This is a genomic window from Hydrogenophaga sp. GW101-3F08 (assembly GCF_059424585.1).
This window is the reverse complement of record NZ_JBWKZP010000005.1, coordinates 194,473-211,626: the sequence shown is the minus strand read 5'-3', so window position 1 is coordinate 211,626 and position 17,154 is coordinate 194,473. Positions and strand designations below refer to the sequence as shown.

Genomic DNA, 17,154 nt, shown 5'->3' with positions numbered 1-17,154 from the left:
GCGCCTCTTCCCTTGGTGGGAAGTTTGCTAAACCGTCCTTAACCAATACCGAAGCCACACCAGATCGTAGCATCGCAATAACGAAGCAGCAGCTGACGCCCCAGAACAAGTTGAGAGGAGCGAAGTGTGTTGACGCGCGTGAGATTCTAAGATGCCGAACTCGCCGAACTCGCCGAACTCGCCGAACTCGCCGAACTCGCCGAACTCGCCGGACCGCGCTAGTGCATGGCACGAACGCGGCATTGAGGCTCAATCGAATCGGCGATGCTAGTTAGGCTCCTTTGAACACGTGCGGAAAAAGATCGCAGATGCCAAACTACAACTACGGAGCTCTCTCACCTCAGGACTTTGAGGAAGTCTCGCGAGATCTCTTGCAGGCCGAATGGAATGTCGCGTTGGAGGCATTCAAGGAAGGTCGCGATAGTGGCATCGACCTGCGGTACGCTGCGTCCCCTGACAACACGGTGATCGTTCAGTGCAAGCACTACATCAAGTCGGGCTTTGCAGCGCTGCTGCGTCACTTGAGAGACTCCGAGTTGCCAAAGATCGTGAAGGTGAACCCGAACCGGTATGTCGTCATGACGACAGTGAGTCTTTCGCCTGGCAACAAGCAGTCGATCCTCCAAACGCTAACGCCTTATGTGAAGTCACCAGCGGACATTCACGGCGCGGACGACCTTGATGGACTGCTCGCGAAGCACCCAAATGTCGAGAGAGCAAATTTCAAACTGTGGCTGACAAGCGCCAGCGTCATCGATCGGGTCTTGCACAACGCGGAGGTATGTCAGACCGAGTTCGAGGTGGAGCGCATCAAACAGAAGCTGCCACTCTTCGTTCAGAACCAGGCTTATCCCCGGGCGAAAGAGATCCTGAGAGCGACCCGAATCCTGGTTGTTTCCGGTCCGCCGGGAATTGGAAAGACGACGCTGGCGGAGATGCTTCTCTACGCAAGTCTGGAGGAAGGTTACGAGCCGGTGGTTATCCAGGCGGACATTGCCGAGGGGAAGAAGTTGTATCGACGAGGAGCGCGTCAGATCTTCTACTACGACGACTTTCTTGGCCAGACTTTCCTCGGGGACCGTCGGGAGTACTTCGGTCAGAACCGAGACAAGGCTGTGGTCGACTTCATTGAGATGGTCAGGCGATCGCAGGACTCCATGCTCATCCTTACCACGCGCGAGCACATCCTCAGCAGCGCGATTCGCCTATCTGAGCGGTTAGACGGCAATACATTGATCCGTGACCGAATTGTTCTCAAGCTTGGACACTACAGCTTCGGTGACCGTGCAAGGATCCTCTACAACCACCTCTACTTCAGCGAGCTGCCTAACGCACACAAGAGCGAGACGCTTCGCGGAGACTTCTTCTTGCGGATCATTCGTCATCCGCATTTCAACCCTCGGCTTATTGAGTGGTTGGCAGACTTGAGTCGCGTCGGATCGGTGCCGGCTACGGACTATCAAAGTTACGTTGAAGACCTGCTCGACAACCCTGAAAGGATCTGGGATCACGCCTATCGTACGCAGATTCCGGAGGCTGGGCGTTGCCTCTTGCTGGCCTTGTACACGGATGGTGGCGACAGCCTTCTCGGGCTGGCATCCTGTTTCTCAGAGCTTCGCAGTGCGAGAGCAAAGAGGTACAACCAGCAAACTGAGCCTAATGAATTTGATGCGAATCTCAAGATCCTTGAAGGCGGATTCGTGGCCATCGGAACCCGAGGTGTTGGCTACTTGAATCCGTCAATCAAGGGGTATGTCGGGTCTGTCATTGTTGGCGATCCGGAAACCTACTCTGACATCTTTGAATCGGCAACGCGCTTCAAGCAGATTGCAACGCTTTGGCGGCTGAGAAAGGAAGTCGGATCAACGTCGACGCAACTGCTTCCGCAGCGTCACAGTGCGGCCTTCATTTCAAGGCTCACTGCGTTGGCGCATGGGCCTACTTACGCTTGGACGACCTCAGCTGACGGGGAGACGATTGGTCACCGGATTGACTACGACACGGAGGAACGGCTGGGATTTCTTGCCGAGTTCAGCAATGTCGAGCACGCAGAGCCTGGCCTGGATCAGGTCTATGACACCATGGAGCAGCTGATTGCGAAATGGTCCCCGCAATTGGTCGGGCTTTGGCATACGCCGGCACTTGTGCGGGAGATGGCTACGCTGGACAGGTTCGTGGCGGGCCGAGGAGCGAATATTCGGTTGCTCGTGCTCGAGAAGTTGCTGGATGCGTTACCGCACGCTAGGTCGTACCACTGGCAAGACCTGATCGACCTCCCTGAATCCACGCCGGGCTGGCAGCAACGCTATGGCCAGAAGTTCTTTGAGGGTCTACGCTCGTACATGAACGGCGGCTGGCGAAATGATTTGGATAACTGCGAAGACTTGGTTGACAAGAAGCGGCTGGTCGAGAATCTGTCCGAGCTGGCGCAGCGCAAGAAGAGGTCACGATTCTTCGCAGCTCCGTTACGTGAAGTTCACGACGAGATTGCCGCTATTGCGGACGAAGCAGAAAAGCCAGAGCTTGGAACTGGATCACCTGGTCAAGCTCTTCCCCAAAGTTCACTAAGTGAGAATGAAGTCCGAAGTATGTTCCAAACACTGTTGGTGGACGGCTCATGAGTGCATCGATCAAGAACGTCGCTGCTGAGTCCGAACGAGTCGGTAACTCTACATAACCTCGCATAGCCTGCACCTAAAGTTCGTTCCAAAACACCGCCCGCTGTAAGCGGCAAGCGGCGGAGAGTTCTCTTCCAATCGATACCCAGATCGTTGCTGACCGCTCCCGCCTGCAGCGGTCCTCCGGACGTGCAGGGTGCATGCCCGCAATCAGCCTAGATTGGTCTTCAAGTAGACCCAAACCTTTCGCCGGGGCCTCTGAGGCTCACCCACCAGCCCGCGCCAAACTCCGCCCCACCCGCTCACTCGCCCGGCGCAGCCGCTCCTTCAGCGCGGGCGGCTCCAGCACATCGAACTCCACGTCCAGCGCCATGAGCCAGTAGACCAGCGAGTCCAGCTGGCCGGTGCCGCAGAGCATGAGGCAGTGGGCGTCGTCAATCGCTTCCAGCGTGGCGGCCGATGGCGGAATGGTTTTCGCCATCACCTCGCGCGATTGGTGCAGCACCACGCGCGCCTGATCGCCCTGGTGCACGCCGGCCATGGCCCCGGTGACGTAGGCGCGCAGGTCGCCCGCTGGCGCGGGGCGCGGTGCGAAGTGCGCGCCGCTGCGGGGGGTGCCCTGTACGCGGTCGATGCGGAAGGTGCGCCAGTCGTCGCGCGCCGGGTCCCAGGCCACGAGGTACCAGTGGTTGCCGGTGTGCACCAGCCCGTGCGGCTGCACCTGGCGCACGCTGGCCTGGCCGCGCAGGTCGCGGTAGCTGAAACCCACCTGCAACTGGTCGCGGCAGGCCGTGGCCAACGAGGCCAGCACGCCGGCATCAATGGTGGGCCCGATGCGCTGCACCGGCACGATGGCCGAGCGCAGCGCGTGCGTGCGGCGGCGCAGGCGGGTGGGCATCACCTGTTCCAGTTTCACCAGCGCACGCAGCGAGCTCTCTTCCACACCGCTCACGGTGCCGGCCGCGGCAATCTGCAGGGCAATGGCCACCGCCAGCGCCTCTTCGTCGTCCAGCAGCAGCGGCGGCAGCGATTGCCCCGCGCGAAACGCATAGCCGCCCGCCACGCCGCTGCTGGCGTGGATGGGGTAGCCGAGCTGGCGCAGCCGGTCAATGTCGCGCCGCAGCGTGCGCGGGTGCACGGCCAACCGCTCGGCCAGCTCAGGGCCAGCCCAGTGGCTGCGGGTCTGCAGCAGCGACAGCACCCGCAGCAGGCGCGAGGACGATGAAAGCATGTTCGCACTCTAACTTTTATTGCGGGCCGAAGCTGTCCGCAATGGGCGCGACATTGTGGCCACGGGTTCGGCACGGTGTCGAGCCCGCCACCCACACCACCAAGGAGCCCACCATGTCCAAGATCGTTCTCTACTGGCACCCCATGTCCAGCGCCACCCCGGTCGCCTGCGCCCTCGCCGAACTCGGCGTGCCGCACGAGCGCGTCAAGGTCGACATCACCACCGGTGAGCAGCGCCAGCCCGACTTCCTGGCCCTGAACCCCAATGGCAAGGTGCCCACCTTGACGGTGGACGGCGCGCCGATGTTCGAGGCGCTGGCGATCGAGCTGTGGCTGGGCCACACCTATGGCGTGCAGAGTGGCCTGTGGCCGGCCGGCGGCACACCGGAACACCTTCAGGCGATGTCATGGAGCACCTGGTCCTACGTGACCTACGGCGCGCAGCTGGTGCGGCTGCAGGCCGCAAAGAACATGGGCACACCCGACGACGCCCACGGCACCGCGGCGCGCAAAGGCCTTGACGAACTGCTCACCGTGCTCGATGGGCGCCTGAACCAGAAGCCCTGGTTGCTCGGCGATGCCTACACGCTGGCCGACCTGATCGTGGCGTCGGTGATCGGCTACAGCGTTTACCTGGGTGCGCCGGTGGACCAGCACCCGACCACGCTGGCCTGGCTGCAGAAGGTGCAGGCACGGCCGTCGATGCAGATTGACGCCTGACCAGACGATGTGATTCCCGCCTTGTTCGCGGATGAATCGACCCACCAGCGCCGGCTCAGGCCACCGGCTTGGTTTTCACCGGCGGCTGCCAGCGGAAGAACATGGGGTAGACCTTTTCCACCACCGGGCCGTTGAAGTCCCAGGCCAGGCACTGGCCCAGGTGCATCGGCGGGCGGCCGTCGGCGGTGGGCGCGAACGACGCCGAGCGGGTCTGGAACGCGGCGGTGGCCAGGTTGAACAACAGTTCGCGCAGGTGGGTGCAGCCCTGGATGCCGCCCAGGTGGCGCTCGATGGTCTTGCGCCAGCCGCGCCCCAGCGTCTCGCCGATCAGGCGGCGCATCGGCTCCATGGCCTGCGGGCAAGGATCGTGCGGGTGCGCGTCCATGGCCACCGCGATGTCGCGGATCACCATCGCGTCGTCCAGCGTCACGCGGATGTGCATGTGGTGGATCGGCTCGTGGGGCGCCCATTCGCCCTCGCCTTCGATCTCGAAGGCATGGGGCTTGGTGTCGAGCATCTCGCCTTCGATGTCCCACAGGCCATCGTCGCGCTGGAACCCGCGGTACTCGACCTTGCGGGTGTGCATGGGTTGGCGGGGCTGGGGCGCGGGCAGTGGCAAAACGGGACCTCTGGAGAAAACGGGGCAGACCGCGATTTTCGCCGATGGCCTTCCCGCGTGCTGGCCGCTGGCAGATGCCCCGTCTTCGGGGCCCCACCGTAGTTCCACCGGCACCGCGTCCTAGTTCCATTGGGGTATTCAGATCGCGCAACGCCTGCCGATACAGGCTCCACAAAGCCGTGGAGTTCACGGCAGGGAGGAATTCATGGGAGTGATTTCAAGCTTGCGCATTGGTGCGCGTCTGGCGCTGGGCTTCGGCCTGATGCTGTTGCTCATCGCCGGACTGATCGTTTCGGCTTACTTTTCGCTGCAGCGCATCGGAGAAGAAAACAGCCAGTTGATCGACCAGGAGCTGGTCAAGGTGTCGGCGGTGTCCGTGATCGACACCACCACGAGGGCCAACGGACTCAACACCGCCGAGCTGCTGCTGGTGGAGCCCGCGCAGTTGCCCGTGATCCAGGCCCGCATGCAGAAAAACCGCACGGCGATCGACGAGGCGCTGAAGACACTGGACCGGTTGGTGGTGCTGCCGCAGGGCCGGGCCGCGCTGTCGGAACTGCAAACAGCGCGCGCGGCCTACGTGGCCTCGTTCGTGAAGATCGCGCCGCTGGTGCAGGCGGGCCAGATCGACGAAGCGCGGCAACTGGTGCGCAACGAAACCCTGCCGGCGCTGGGTCGGCTGCAGCAGCCGATCGACACCCTGCGCCAACTGCAGGACGACCTGGCTCAGCAGCGCGGCGCCACCGTGACGCATGACATCGTCAGCACCCGCAAGCTCATGCTGGTGCTGGGCGGGATCGCGATGGTGCTGGGTCTGGCCGCCGCGGTCGTGCTGACGCGCAGCATCGTGCGGCCGCTGAGGGAGGGCGTGGCGGTGGCCAACCGCATCGCCGCTGGCGACCTCACGCAGCCGGTACAAGCCAGCGGCCGCGACGAGGTGGCCGACCTGCTTCGCGCGCTTGGCACCATGCAGGCGGGCCTGTGCCGGCTGGTCTCGCAGGTGCACCGGGGGGTGGAGCATGTGGGCTCGGCGTCTTCGCAGATCGCCAGCGCCAACAAGGACCTGAGCGGCCGCACCGAGGCACAGGCCAGCGCGCTGGAGCAGTCGGCCGCGGCCATGGAGCAGCTCACCAGCACCATCGCCCTCAACGCCGACAACGCCCAGGAGGCCCGCACACTGGCGGTGAACGCCTCGACCGTGGCCGAGGCCGGCGGTGAAACGGTGGGCGCGGTGGTGCGCACCATGCGCAGCATCGACGAGTCGTCGCGGCGCATCGGCGAAATCATCGGCGTGATCGACGGCATCGCGTTCCAGACCAACATCCTCGCGCTCAACGCGGCCGTGGAAGCCGCACGCGCTGGCGAACAGGGCCGGGGCTTCGCCGTGGTGGCCGCCGAGGTGCGCGCGCTGGCCGGTCGCTCGGCCGAGGCGGCGCGGCAGATCAAGCAACTGATCACGGCGAGCCTGGACCAGGTGAGCTCGGGCACCACGCTGGCCGATCAGGCCGGACACGCCATGACCGACGTGGTGGGCGCCATCAAGCGCGTGAGCCAGCTGGTGGTAGACATCTCCACCGCCATGCGGGAGCAGAGCACCGGCGTCAGCCAGGTGGGCGAGGCCATCACACAGCTGGACCAGACCACGCAGCAGAACGCGGCGCTGGTGGAAGAAACGGCGGCGGCCTCGCAAAGCCTGGACGATCAGGCGCGCCACCTGGTGACGTCGGTCGGGGTGTTCCGCATCGGTGCCGTGGCACAACCGGCCTGATGGTGGGGCGATGCCCCGGGGGGCTGCGCCAGCGCGGCCAGGCTGGCACACTGGGACTCCCCCGCCAGGAGACCCGCCATGACACACCCGCACGACCCCGAGCACCCACATTCGCACGGCCATGACCACGGGCCGGCCTGGAAGCACGACGGCGTGCGCGTGGTGCCGGGCAACCAGCTCGACGGCAACGTGCCGAGCACACCAGGCATGGACCGCAAGGCCGCGATCAACTTCGCGCGCGTGGGCGCGCAGAAGCTCTGGGCCGGCACCGTGACGATCCACGCCAACGCCAAGACCGGCGCCCACCACCACGGCCCGCTGGAGAGCGTGATCTACGTCGTGAAGGGCCGCGCGCGCATGCGCTGGGGCGAGCATCTGGAGTTCACCGCCGAGGCCGGCCCGGGCGATTTCATCTACGTGCCACCCTATGTGCCGCACCAGGAGATCAACGCCAGCGCCACCGAAACCCTGGAGTGCGTGCTCTGCCGCAGCGACGGCCAGGCCGTGGCGGTGAACCTGGACATCGAGCCGGTGGAGAAGCCCGAGCAGGTGCTGTGGGTGGATCCAACGCACCCGCACGGCGGGGTGTGAGCGCGGGCGCTCAGTGCGCGCGCGCCTGGTGCCGGTGCAGCAGCCACTGCGCGAAAGCCCCGCACAGCGCCAGGCCCAGCATCAGCCACCCGAGGTTGAGCGCGCCCTCGTGCCGGAACAGGCCGACGGCGAAGCCGCCCACAGCGCCCATCATCTGCTGCATCAGGCCGGCCACCGCCGCGGCCGAGCCCGCCAGCGCGGGCACCAGGCCCACCGTGCCCGCGAGCGCCGGTGGCACCAGCAGGCCGTGGCCGATGCCCACCAGCATCAGTGGCAACGAAAACGCCAGCGGCGTGTTCAGCCCGGCCAGCGCCAGCACCACCACCAGGCCGATGCCCGCCAGCGTGCAGCCCTGACCGAGCCGCATCATCACGCGCTCGCCGGTGCGGTGCGCCATGTGCGACGCGAGGTAATTGCCCACGATGTAGGCGCCCGGCACACACATGATGTAGTAGCCGATGCCGTCGGGCCGCACGCCGTAGCTGCCCAGCACGATGGGGGCGCCGCCCAGGAAGGCGTAGAAGGTGGCCGTGGTCATGGAGAGCAGGGCCACGGACAGGATGAACGCCCGCTCACGGCCCAGCCGCGCGTATGAGGACAGCATGGCGCGCAGCCAGTGCGGCTGCGCGGCGGTGGTCTTCTGGTGGTCGGGCAAGCCGCGCCACGCAGCCACGAACAGCACCATCGCCAGCACCGCCATCACCACGAAATTGGCCTGCCAGCCCAGGCGCACGTGCAGCTGCCCGCCGATGATGGTGGCCAGCGGCGGGCACAGGCCCATGGCCATGCCCACGAAGGCCATCACGCGCGTGCGCTCGGGGCCCTGAAACAGGTCTTGCACCATGGCGCGGCCCACCACCATGCCCGCCGCGGCGCCCGCGCCCTGCAGCACGCGCGCGGCCACCAGCAGCGGCAGGTTGAGCGCCAGCGCCGCCAGCACCGACCCCACGAACGCGACCGCCAGACCGAACAGCAGAATCTTCTTGCGCCCGATGCGGTCCGACAGCGGGCCGTAGAGCAGTTGCAGCGAACCGTAGGCCACCACAAAGCCGCTGAAGGTGAGCTGCACCGCCGCCTGGCCGGTGCCGAAGATGGCGCCCCATTCCTGCATCGAGGGCAGGCAGATCGTCATGGCCAGCAGGCCAAACGCGAGCTGCGCCAGCAGGTTGGCGATCAGCAGGCCGTGGGGAGCGGTGCGCGCTGGAGAGGGTGGCATGTGGGGGCGTTTCGGTCGGGGCGGCGAACCGCGTAGGCTAACCGCAATGCGCGCAGGGTGCTGTCAACGGGTATCGCGTCGGCGCTCCGGTCCCGATAAGATGCCGCGATGACCCAGTACTGGCTGATGAAGTCCGAGCCCGAAGAGTGCTCGATCGACGACGCGCTGGCCGCCCCGCGGGCCACCGTGCCCTGGACCGGCGTGCGCAACTACCAGGCCCGCAACTTCATGCGCGACGCCATGCAGGTGGGCGACGGCGTGCTGTTCTACCACTCCAGCTGCGCCGAGCCGGGCATCGTCGGCATCGCACGCGTGGCCTCGGGCACCCGCCCCGACCCGACCCAGTTCGACCCCGATTCGCCCTACTTCGACGCCAAGTCCAAACCGGAAGCACCACGCTGGCTGCTGCTGGACGTGCAGGCGCTGAAGAAGACCCGCCCGATCGGCCTGCCCGAGATGCGCGCCACGCCCGCGCTGGCCGACATGGTGGTGCTGCAGCGCGGCAGCCGGCTGTCGATCACCCCGGTGAGTGCCGAGCACTGGCGCTGGATCACGGAGCGCATGCTGGGCGGTTGAGGCACCAGAACGCCTGCCCCTGCCACTTGGCGATGGGGCGTGGCTTGATGCGCTGCGCGCAGTAAAAGTCGCAAACACATCCGCACGGTTTTGAAAAAACCAAGTTAAGTCATAGACTTAACCATGATTTCAAAGTCGCAAACATTTCCACTGTATGACCATCCAACCCAGATGGAGCCGCTGCTGCCCGGCGAACACCGCCTGGGGCCGTTGCTGGAGCAAGCCAACGACCTGATCCGCCAGGCCGACCGCCTGTCAGGCCAATGCCAACCCGGTGCACTGGGTGGTCTGCGGCGCCTGCTGCGGGCCATGAACTCGTACTACTCCAACAAGATCGAGGGCCAGCACACCCTGCCGCTGGAGATCGAGCAGGCCCTGCACGACGACTACGCGCAAGACGCCGACAAGGCCCGCCGGCAGCGGCTGGCCCTGGCCCACATCGCCACCGAGCAACAGCTCGAAACCCTCTGGCCGCAGTGGGATACGGCCCGCGTGTGGTCGGCCCAGACGGTGCAAGACATTCACCAGGACCTGTTTGCCCGCCTGCCGCAGGCGGACCTGGCCATCCCCACCGCCGATCTACCCCCCGGTGCGGTGCCCGAACAGCTGCAACCCGGCGCACTGCGCACACAACAGGTGAGCGTGGGCCGCCACGCCGCGCCCGCCGCCGAACACCTGCCCGCCTTCCTGAACCGCTGGGCCCAGGTGTACGGGCAGGTGCGGCGCGGCGAAATGCAGGTGGTGGCCATGGCGGCTGCCCACCAGCGCCTGGCGTGGATTCACCCGTTTCGCGATGGCAACGGCCGCGTGGCACGGCTGCACAGCCATCTGGTGCTGGGCCATCTGGGTCTGAGCAACGGCCTGTGGTCGCCGCTGCGCGGCTTTGCACGCAGCCAGGAAACCTACTACGCACGGCTCGCCGCCGCCGACGAGCCGCGCGCGGGCGATCTGGATGGGCGCGGCAACCTCAGCGAACGTGGCCTGGAGCAGTGGATCGCCTACGTGCTGGGCGTGTGTCTGGACCAGGTGGGCTTCATGGCCGACACGCTCGCCCTGTCCACCATGAAAGACCGCATGGCCGCCTGCCTCGCGTTTGAAGAACAGGTGGTGAAACAAGGCGTGCGCAGCGAGGCGCTGCGCGCCCTTCACTACCTCTTTGCCACCCAGGGCGAATTGGAGCGCGCCGACTTCAAGGCCCTGCTTGGCCTGGGAGAACGCCTGGCCACGGCGCAGGTGAGCGCCTTGCTCAAACGCGGCCTGCTGGAAACCGATTCGCCCCACGGCAAGCTGCGCCTGGGCGTGCCGCAGCATGCGCTGCGCTTTTACTTTCCGCGTTTGTGGCCGGAGGCGGAAGCGCAAGGCTGATGGCGTCTACCGACGGGCGCCTTCTTCAAACCGGCGCGCCGAGCGCTCGCGCGCCTTGATCGCCTCCACCTCGCGGTTCTTCGGTTCGGCGTTTGTCACCATCGACCGGATGAGCCGCCGCGCCGAGTCGGCCACCTCGGCCACCGCGCGCTCGAACGCGGCTTCGTTCGCCTTCGACGGCACGTTGAAGCCACTGAGCTTGCGCACGAACTGCAGCGAAGCATCGCGAATCTCCAGCTCGCTGGCGGGCGGTTCGAAGTTGAACAGCGTCTTGATGTTGCGGCACATGGGGCGCTCCTGCGTTGGGGGACGACGCCATGGTACGAAGCCGGCGGCGGGGTTTCAAGCCGACGGGAGACGGTGAGCTGAGGCGAAGCTTGAGGCCTGCCTGTCGATCAAGGCTGTCTGGGCGAAGGCGCCGTTTTCGCGAGGCGCTCCCAGTCCCGCAGCGTCTGCTGCAGGCGGTTTCTGGCGTCGGGGTGGCCCGTGCTGAACGCGGCGTTCAGGCGCTTTTTCAGCGCCTCGTCGGGCGGGGGCGCGGCCGTGGCCTTGAGCCGGTCGATCAGCAGCATGACCGTCTGGAAACTCCGCGACTGGAGTGCCAGCTGCAGCATGCCCCGGCCATCGTCGGTGCGGTCGTGCACGTTCGCGCCGTGTTCGATCATGTACTTGAGCAGGCCGGCCTTGCCTTCCCGGCAAGCCCAATGCAGGGGCACCAGCCCACCATCGAGCCGGGCCGTGAAGTCGGCATCGGGGGCCAGCAGCTCGGCGGCCAGCGGCCAGGCCGAGGCCTTGATCATTTGCTGGTGTTTCCAGTCGGACATCGGGTGGGCGGGTTCGGGTGGATGCACTGTGGATTCGGGGGCCAGTGCAGTCTCTCACACCCCGGTGACTATTTCCAAAAATCCAAAACGAACGCCTCACCCACACCGATAAACTGCCCCGTCTACCGGATCGGCATCCGGCTCTTTGGAACAAGGTACGCACCTGAATGAGCGAAATCAAGTCAGCCCACTTTCCTGAAGATCACGAACGCGTCGTCAGCATTTTTCGGGAATACGTCACCAGCCCCACTGCAGACCTGGGTTTCCAGAACTACGAAACGGAATTCGCCAGCTTGCCTGGCAAGTACGCCGAGCCCGACGGGTGCGTGCTTCTGGCCTGGAACGGTGATGCGGTCGTCGGTTGCGCGGCACTGCGCCGCATCGACGAGCACACTGGCGAAATGAAGCGCGTTTATGTGCGCCCAGTGGCAAGAGGCGAAAACCTGGGGCGCCGCCTGGTCGTACAAATCCTGGAGACAGCGCACCAGATGGGCTACGCACGCATTTGCCTGGATGTGCTGCCGGAGTTCACTGCGGCGCAGAGGCTCTATATGTCGCTGGGCTTTCGACCTTCTACCCCCGTGAGCTTCAACCCGGTACCAGGGACCCTGTTTCTTGCACTGGAGCTCTGAGTCCATTGGCACGCAACATTCCTGGCATGGAAACCCCGGCTCTCCGTCGTCAGCCAGCCTAGGAAGTGTTGCAGCCGATGCCTTCTGCCGCGCAGGCTCCTGATGTCCTGTCCCGCAAATAGCTTGCATATGAAACCGCGCCTTTACCCCCATGGCGGCGTGGAAAATCCTCGCGATAGCCAAGCTATCGCCGCGGTTTGCGCCTTGCCCTGGGCGCGAATCCATCGGCTTCATTATCAGTTTGCCGGCTCAACATGTTCCAATAGTTCGTCAACAAAATATAATCGACGCATAAATGGAACATGCATGAGACCCCATGCCACTCGACGCTGAAAATCCTTCCCACACCCAACGCGTCCACGACCTGGTGGCGCACAAGGGGTTGCTGCGACCGAGAGACCTCGATGCCATGGGCGTTCCCCGGGTGACCCTGACGCGCATGACCGCCGCCGGTTTGCTGGAAAAGGTGGGGCGTGGCCTCTACCGGCTGCCGGACCATTCGCCGACAGAAAACGAAAGCCTGCTGGCCGTGGCCCGGCGGGTGCCGCAGGCGGTGTTTTGCCTGCTGACCGCGCTGCAGTTCCACGAGCTCACCACCCAGCTGCCGCGCCAGGTGTGGATTGCCATGCCGCGAGGCAGCCATGTGCCCCGGCTCGATTACCCGCCCATCAAGATGGTGCAGTTCACGGGCGAGGCCTATTCGGCCGGCATCGAGGTGGTTGAGCGCGACGGCGTGGCGCTGCGGGTGTACAGCGTCGCCAAGACCGTGGCCGATTGCTTCAAGCACCGCAACAAGATCGGCCTGGATGTGGCGCTGGAGGCCCTGAAGGAAGCGAGGGCTCAGCGCAAAGCCACTGCGGACGATCTGTGGCACTGCGCCAAGGTGTGCCGCGTGGCCCAGGTGATGCGCCCTTATCTGGAGGCCATTGAATGACCCAGGATGTGGCGCAGTCGGTGCGGGCGCGTCTGCTGAATCTGGCCAAGGCCGAGGGCGTGGACTTCAATCAGGTGCTGGTGCGTTTTGCGCTGGAGCGCATGCTCTACCGGTTGAGCCAGTCGGCGCACGCCGACCGTTTTGTGCTCAAGGGCGCACTGCTGTTCACCCTCTGGTACGACATGCCACACCGCGCCACGCGCGACGCGGACTTGCTGGGCTTCGGGGCCAGCGATCTGGCCTCGGTGGTGCAGACCTTCCGCGACGTTTCCAGCATCGTGGTGGGCGATGGCATCCGCTTCGATCCGGCGTCGGTGAGCGCCGAAGACATCCGCAAGGGGGCCGGCTATGCCGGAGCGCGGGTCCTGATCAGCGCGGACATCGCCAAGGCGCGTTGCAAGACGCAGATCAACATCGGCTTTGGCGATGCGGTCACGCCCGCGCCGGTGGAGGCGGTCTACCCGGTGTTGATCGCCGACCTGCCCGCCCCTCGCTTGCGCACCTACCCGGTGTACACGGTGATCGCGGAGAAGCTGCATGCGGTGGCCCTGCTCGGCATGACCAACAGCCGCTTGAAGGACTATCTGGATGTGTCGGTCTTGCTGGAGCGCGAAACGCTGGATGCCGGCACGCTGGCGCAGGCCATTGCCGCCACGTTTGAACGGCGTGGCATGGCGGTGCCCGTGGCACTGCCGGTGGGGTTGACCGACGAGTTCGCGAACGACCCCACCCGCCAGGCGCTCTGGCAGGCGTTTCTGAAAAAGAACGGGCTGAGCTTGCAGCCGCTGCCCGCCACGGTGGCGGCGCTGCGCGCGGTGTTGGGCCCGGCGCTGCTGGCCGCCCACGCCCGCACCGCTCAATGAAAATCCCGGCTCTCCGTCGCCAGCCTTCCCAGCAGCGGCGTGAGGTCTTCCAGGTGGCCGGCGATGAGGTTGCAGACTTCGCCTTCGCGCTGCCACACGCCGTGCACGGCCATCAGGCGTGAGCGGACGAGTGCGTTGCGCTGGCGCTCGCGCAGGGCTTTCCAGACGATGACCTGCACCACGCCGGTTTCGTCTTCCAGCGTCACGAACACCACACCTTTGGAGGTTTCGGGTTGCTGGCGGCCGGTAACGATGCCACAGGCGCGCACGAGGCGTCCGTCGGGCACGTCTTTCAGCGCTGCGGCGGTCATGAAGCGGCGCGCCTGCAGGCGCTCGCGCAGCAGGGCCAGCGGGTGGCGGCGCAGGGTGAGGCCGAGTGACGCATAGTCCCAGACGATGGCTTCGCCTTCGGGGGCTTCGGGCAGGGCCAGTGTGTCTTCGTCCACCGGCGCTTCTTTCAACAGCTCAGGCGGGGTTTTGAGGGCGGCGGCGTCCCAGACCTGCTGTCTTCTGTGGCCGCTGAGGGATTGCAGCGCGTCGGCAGCGGCGAGTTGTTGCATGGCTTGTTGATCGAGCGCGGCGCGGCGAGCGAGGTCGTCTGAGTCCGTGAATACCGCTTCTTTGCGCGCAGACATGAGGCGCTTCGCTTCGTCGTGCGACAAGCCGCTGATCAGCCGCAGGCCCAGGCGCACGGACGGCATGGTGGGCTCGGGGGCGGCCCTCACCCCTGCCCTCTCCCAGGGGGAGAGGGGGTCGAAGCCCTGCTCTTCCAGCGTGCAGTCCCAGTCGCTCACCATCACGTCCACCGGCCGCACGTCCACGCCGTGGCGTTTCGCGTCCTGCACGAGCTGGCTCGGCGTGTAGAAGCCCAGCGGCTGGCTGTTGAGCAGGCCGGCCAGGAATTCGGCCGGGTGGTGGCGTTTGATCCAGCTGCTGTCGTAGACCAGCAGGGCGAAGCTGACCGCGTGGCTTTCGGGGAAGCCGTAGCTGGAAAAACCTTTCACCTGCTCGACCACGCGCTGCGCAAACGCCAGCTCGTAACCGCGTTCGGTCATGCCGTCGACCAGGCGGCGCTCGTACTGGCCCAGGCCGCCCGTGCGCCGCCACGCGCCCATGGCGCGGCGCAGGCCGTCGGCTTCGCCGGGGGTGAAGCCGGCCGCGATGATGGCGATCTGCATGCACTGTTCCTGGAACACGGGCACGCCCAGCGTGCGCTCCAGCGCGGCCTCCAGGCCCTTGGGGTAGTCCACCGGCTCCTTGCCCTGGCGGCGGTTCAGGTAGGGGTGGACCGCGCCGCCCTGGATGGGGCCGGGCCGCACCAGCGCCACTTCAACCACCAGGTCGTAGAACGCGCGCGGCCGCAGGCGCGGCAGCATGCTCATCTGCGCGCGGCTCTCGATCTGGAACACGCCCACGGTGTCGGCGGCGCAGATCATGTCGTAGGTGGCTTCGTCCTTGTCGGGGATGTCCTGCAGGCGGAATGCAAAGCCCTTGCGCTGGCTGATGAAGTCGAGCGACTTGCGGATGGCGGTGAGCATGCCCAGCGCGAGCACGTCCACCTTGAGCAGACCCATGGCGTCGAGGTCGTCTTTGTCCCACTCGATGACGGTGCGGTCGGCCATGGTGGCGTTTTCGATCGGCACCAGGCGCGAGAGCGGGCCGCGCGTGAGCACGAAGCCGCCGGTGTGCTGCGAGAGGTGGCGTGGGAACCCCATGAGCTGGGTGGTGAGTGCGACCAGCTGGCGCACCTTCAGGCTGTCCGGGTCGAGCCCGGCTTCGCGGATGCGCTCGGGCGCGAGGCCGTCCTCGCCCCACCAGCGGTGGCCGCTGCCCAGCGCGTCGAGCGCGGCTTCGTCGAACCCCAGGGCCTTGCCCACGTCGCGCAGGGCGCTGCGCGGGCGGTAGCTGATGACGGTGGCGGTGAGCGCGGCGCGCTCGCGCCCGTATTTGCGGTACAGGTACTGGATGACTTCTTCGCGCCGCTCGTGTTCGAAGTCCACGTCGATGTCGGGCGGCTCGTTGCGTTCGCGCGAGATGAAGCGCTCGAACAGCACCGAGGCGCGCGCCGGGTCCACCTCGGTGATGCCCAGGCAGTAACAGACCGCGCTGTTGGCCGCCGAGCCGCGGCCCTGGCAGAGGATGTGCTGCGAGCGCGCGAAGGCGACGATGTCGTACACGGTGAGGAAGTAGTGTTCGTAGCGCAGCTCGGTGATGAGCGCGAGTTCGTGCTCCACCTGCTGCCGCACTTTGTCGGAGGTGCCCGCGGGCCAGCGCTTGCCCATGCCCTCGTCAGTCAGGCGGCGCAGGTAGCTGGCCGGCGTTTCGCCGGGCGGCACCACTTCGCTGGGGTACTGGTAACACAGCTCGTCGAGCGAGAAAGCGCAGCGCTCGGCGATCTTCAGCGTCTCGGCCAGCAGCGCTTCGGGGTAACACTGCGCCAGCTCCAGGCGCGAGCGCAGACGCTGCTCGGCGTTGGGCGCGAGGGCGTGGCCGCATGCGGTCAAGGGTTTGCCGATGCGCGTGGCGGTGAGCACGTCCTGCAGGGCCTTGCGCGAGCGCAGGTGCATGTGCACATCGCCCACGGCCACCAGCGGCACGGCGGTGAGCTCGCTGCTCTGGCGCAGCCGGTGCAGGCGCACCTCGTCGTCCATCAGGCGCAACTGCTCCACGCCGAGCCAGCAGCGGCCTAGGAAGTGCAGCAGCAACCAGCGCGCCACGCTGTCCGTCTGCGCCTGCGCGCTGCCGCGCTGCGGCACGGCGATCACGAGGCAGTCGGCCAGTGCGTCGGCGCTGATGTGCTTCAGCGTGAGGCGGTACGTGCCCTTGGGCGCCGTGCGGCGCAGCCGGGTGATGAACTCGCAGAGGTTGCCGTAGCCGTTGAGGTTGGTGGCGAGCACGACGAGGGTGAAGGGCGCGTCGCACGTGACTTGGAACTGGCTGCCCACGAGCAGTTTCAGGCCCTGCTTTTTCGCGGCCACATGGGCACGCACGATGCCGGCGAGCGAACATTCGTCGGTGAGCGCGAGCGCGCTGTAGCCCAGCGCCTGGGCACGCTCCACCAGCTCTTCGGGCTTGCTGGCGCCGCGCAGGAAGCTGAAGTTGGAGAGGCATCGCAGCTCGGCGTAGTGCGGGATGCCCGGGGGTTGTGGCGTCATGGCGAGAGGGCCCCCTCCGGCGCGAAATGCCCGAACCCAGGAT

General features: G+C 66.0%; 15 protein-coding genes. 9 read left to right on the top strand and 6 right to left on the bottom strand.

All coding sequences use genetic code 11. The features are described 5' to 3' along the window. Nucleotides 1-308 precede the first annotated feature (308 nt). A complete protein-coding gene (locus AC07YZ_RS14995; protein ID WP_494795311.1) occupies nucleotides 309-2,621 on the top strand; it encodes an nSTAND3 domain-containing NTPase in 2,313 nt (770 codons plus the stop codon). A 262-nt stretch (nucleotides 2,622-2,883) separates the two neighbouring features. Here AC07YZ_RS14995 and AC07YZ_RS14990 read toward each other — a convergent pair whose 3' ends face one another. Further along, nucleotides 2,884-3,849, bottom strand: a complete 966-nt coding sequence (locus tag AC07YZ_RS14990) for a helix-turn-helix transcriptional regulator (RefSeq protein ID WP_494795310.1) — start codon at nucleotides 3,847-3,849, stop codon at nucleotides 2,884-2,886. A 113-nt stretch (nucleotides 3,850-3,962) separates the two neighbouring features. On the opposite strand from AC07YZ_RS14990, the gene AC07YZ_RS14985 reads away from it, so the two are divergent. Beyond that, nucleotides 3,963-4,568 carry a glutathione S-transferase family protein gene (locus tag AC07YZ_RS14985; RefSeq protein WP_494795309.1) on the top strand — a complete coding sequence of 202 codons (606 nt, stop codon included), beginning with the start codon at nucleotides 3,963-3,965 and terminating at the stop codon, nucleotides 4,566-4,568. 55 nt (nucleotides 4,569-4,623) lie between these two features. On the opposite strand, the gene AC07YZ_RS14980 is transcribed toward AC07YZ_RS14985, so the two are convergent. Further along, on the bottom strand, nucleotides 4,624-5,154 hold the full coding sequence (locus AC07YZ_RS14980; protein WP_494795308.1) for a DUF2889 domain-containing protein: 531 nt from the start codon (nucleotides 5,152-5,154) through the stop codon (nucleotides 4,624-4,626). A 238-nt stretch (nucleotides 5,155-5,392) separates the two neighbouring features. Here AC07YZ_RS14980 and AC07YZ_RS14975 point away from each other — a divergent pair, with 238 nt between their 5' ends. Then, on the top strand, nucleotides 5,393-6,955 hold the full coding sequence (locus tag AC07YZ_RS14975; RefSeq protein WP_494795307.1) for a methyl-accepting chemotaxis protein: 1,563 nt from the start codon (nucleotides 5,393-5,395) through the stop codon (nucleotides 6,953-6,955). 78 nt (nucleotides 6,956-7,033) lie between these two features. Further along, nucleotides 7,034-7,546 (top strand): cupin domain-containing protein, encoded by a 513-nt coding sequence (locus AC07YZ_RS14970; protein ID WP_494795306.1) that lies wholly within the window; start codon nucleotides 7,034-7,036, stop codon nucleotides 7,544-7,546. 10 nt (nucleotides 7,547-7,556) lie between these two features. Here AC07YZ_RS14970 and AC07YZ_RS14965 read toward each other — a convergent pair whose 3' ends face one another. Beyond that, nucleotides 7,557-8,762: a multidrug effflux MFS transporter gene (locus AC07YZ_RS14965; protein ID WP_494795305.1), complete on the bottom strand. Its 1,206-nt coding sequence runs from the start codon at nucleotides 8,760-8,762 to the stop codon at nucleotides 7,557-7,559. Nucleotides 8,763-8,870: 108 nt separating this feature from the next. Here AC07YZ_RS14965 and AC07YZ_RS14960 point away from each other — a divergent pair, with 108 nt between their 5' ends. Further along, nucleotides 8,871-9,338: an EVE domain-containing protein gene (locus tag AC07YZ_RS14960; protein ID WP_494795304.1), complete on the top strand. Its 468-nt coding sequence runs from the start codon at nucleotides 8,871-8,873 to the stop codon at nucleotides 9,336-9,338. A 171-nt stretch (nucleotides 9,339-9,509) separates the two neighbouring features. Continuing rightward, entirely contained in the window at nucleotides 9,510-10,703 is a 1,194-nt protein-coding gene (locus AC07YZ_RS14955; RefSeq protein WP_494795303.1) for a Fic family protein, read from the top strand. A gap of 6 nt (nucleotides 10,704-10,709) precedes the next feature. On the opposite strand, the gene AC07YZ_RS14950 is transcribed toward AC07YZ_RS14955, so the two are convergent. Then, nucleotides 10,710-10,991 (bottom strand): DUF2277 domain-containing protein, encoded by a 282-nt coding sequence (locus AC07YZ_RS14950; protein WP_226494256.1) that lies wholly within the window; start codon nucleotides 10,989-10,991, stop codon nucleotides 10,710-10,712. Between the two features lie 107 nt (nucleotides 10,992-11,098). Further along, on the bottom strand, nucleotides 11,099-11,527 hold the full coding sequence (locus AC07YZ_RS14945; RefSeq protein ID WP_226494257.1) for an ankyrin repeat domain-containing protein: 429 nt from the start codon (nucleotides 11,525-11,527) through the stop codon (nucleotides 11,099-11,101). Nucleotides 11,528-11,694: 167 nt separating this feature from the next. Between AC07YZ_RS14945 and AC07YZ_RS14940 the strand changes: the two genes are divergently transcribed. From AC07YZ_RS14940 to AC07YZ_RS14930, 3 genes are all read left to right on the top strand, one after another. Beyond that, nucleotides 11,695-12,159: a GNAT family N-acetyltransferase gene (locus AC07YZ_RS14940; RefSeq protein ID WP_226494258.1), complete on the top strand. Its 465-nt coding sequence runs from the start codon at nucleotides 11,695-11,697 to the stop codon at nucleotides 12,157-12,159. Between the two features lie 316 nt (nucleotides 12,160-12,475). Further along, on the top strand, nucleotides 12,476-13,093 hold the full coding sequence (locus AC07YZ_RS14935) for a type IV toxin-antitoxin system AbiEi family antitoxin domain-containing protein (RefSeq protein WP_494795302.1): 618 nt from the start codon (nucleotides 12,476-12,478) through the stop codon (nucleotides 13,091-13,093). Continuing rightward, on the top strand, nucleotides 13,090-13,956 hold the full coding sequence (locus tag AC07YZ_RS14930) for a nucleotidyl transferase AbiEii/AbiGii toxin family protein (RefSeq protein ID WP_494795301.1): 867 nt from the start codon (nucleotides 13,090-13,092) through the stop codon (nucleotides 13,954-13,956). Before AC07YZ_RS14935 ends, AC07YZ_RS14930 begins: the two co-directional genes overlap by 4 nt. Here the strand turns inward: AC07YZ_RS14930 and AC07YZ_RS14925 are convergent. After that, nucleotides 13,950-17,111: an error-prone DNA polymerase gene (locus AC07YZ_RS14925; protein ID WP_494795300.1), complete on the bottom strand. Its 3,162-nt coding sequence runs from the start codon at nucleotides 17,109-17,111 to the stop codon at nucleotides 13,950-13,952. The two genes, AC07YZ_RS14930 and AC07YZ_RS14925, sit on opposite strands and share 7 nt — an antisense overlap. Nucleotides 17,112-17,154: the final 43 nt, after the last annotated feature.

Bases quoted from the DNA above. Each gene is read 5' to 3' on its own strand.
- AC07YZ_RS14970 (WP_494795306.1), top strand. From the start codon at position 7,034: ATGACACACCCGCACGACCCCGAGCACCCACATTCGCACGGCCATGAC.
- AC07YZ_RS14925 (WP_494795300.1), bottom strand. From the start codon at position 17,111: ATGACGCCACAACCCCCGGGCATCCCGCACTACGCCGAGCTGCGATGC.
- AC07YZ_RS14950 (WP_226494256.1), bottom strand. From the start codon at position 10,991: ATGTGCCGCAACATCAAGACGCTGTTCAACTTCGAACCGCCCGCCAGC.
- AC07YZ_RS14955 (WP_494795303.1), top strand. From the start codon at position 9,510: ATGGAGCCGCTGCTGCCCGGCGAACACCGCCTGGGGCCGTTGCTGGAG.
- AC07YZ_RS14940 (WP_226494258.1), top strand. From the start codon at position 11,695: ATGAGCGAAATCAAGTCAGCCCACTTTCCTGAAGATCACGAACGCGTC.
- AC07YZ_RS14995 (WP_494795311.1), top strand. From the start codon at position 309: ATGCCAAACTACAACTACGGAGCTCTCTCACCTCAGGACTTTGAGGAA.
- AC07YZ_RS14945 (WP_226494257.1), bottom strand. From the start codon at position 11,527: ATGTCCGACTGGAAACACCAGCAAATGATCAAGGCCTCGGCCTGGCCG.
- AC07YZ_RS14985 (WP_494795309.1), top strand. From the start codon at position 3,963: ATGTCCAAGATCGTTCTCTACTGGCACCCCATGTCCAGCGCCACCCCG.
- AC07YZ_RS14975 (WP_494795307.1), top strand. From the start codon at position 5,393: ATGGGAGTGATTTCAAGCTTGCGCATTGGTGCGCGTCTGGCGCTGGGC.
- AC07YZ_RS14990 (WP_494795310.1), bottom strand. From the start codon at position 3,849: ATGCTTTCATCGTCCTCGCGCCTGCTGCGGGTGCTGTCGCTGCTGCAG.
- AC07YZ_RS14935 (WP_494795302.1), top strand. From the start codon at position 12,476: ATGCCACTCGACGCTGAAAATCCTTCCCACACCCAACGCGTCCACGAC.
- AC07YZ_RS14980 (WP_494795308.1), bottom strand. From the start codon at position 5,154: ATGCACACCCGCAAGGTCGAGTACCGCGGGTTCCAGCGCGACGATGGC.
- AC07YZ_RS14965 (WP_494795305.1), bottom strand. From the start codon at position 8,762: ATGCCACCCTCTCCAGCGCGCACCGCTCCCCACGGCCTGCTGATCGCC.
- AC07YZ_RS14930 (WP_494795301.1), top strand. From the start codon at position 13,090: ATGACCCAGGATGTGGCGCAGTCGGTGCGGGCGCGTCTGCTGAATCTG.
- AC07YZ_RS14960 (WP_494795304.1), top strand. From the start codon at position 8,871: ATGACCCAGTACTGGCTGATGAAGTCCGAGCCCGAAGAGTGCTCGATC.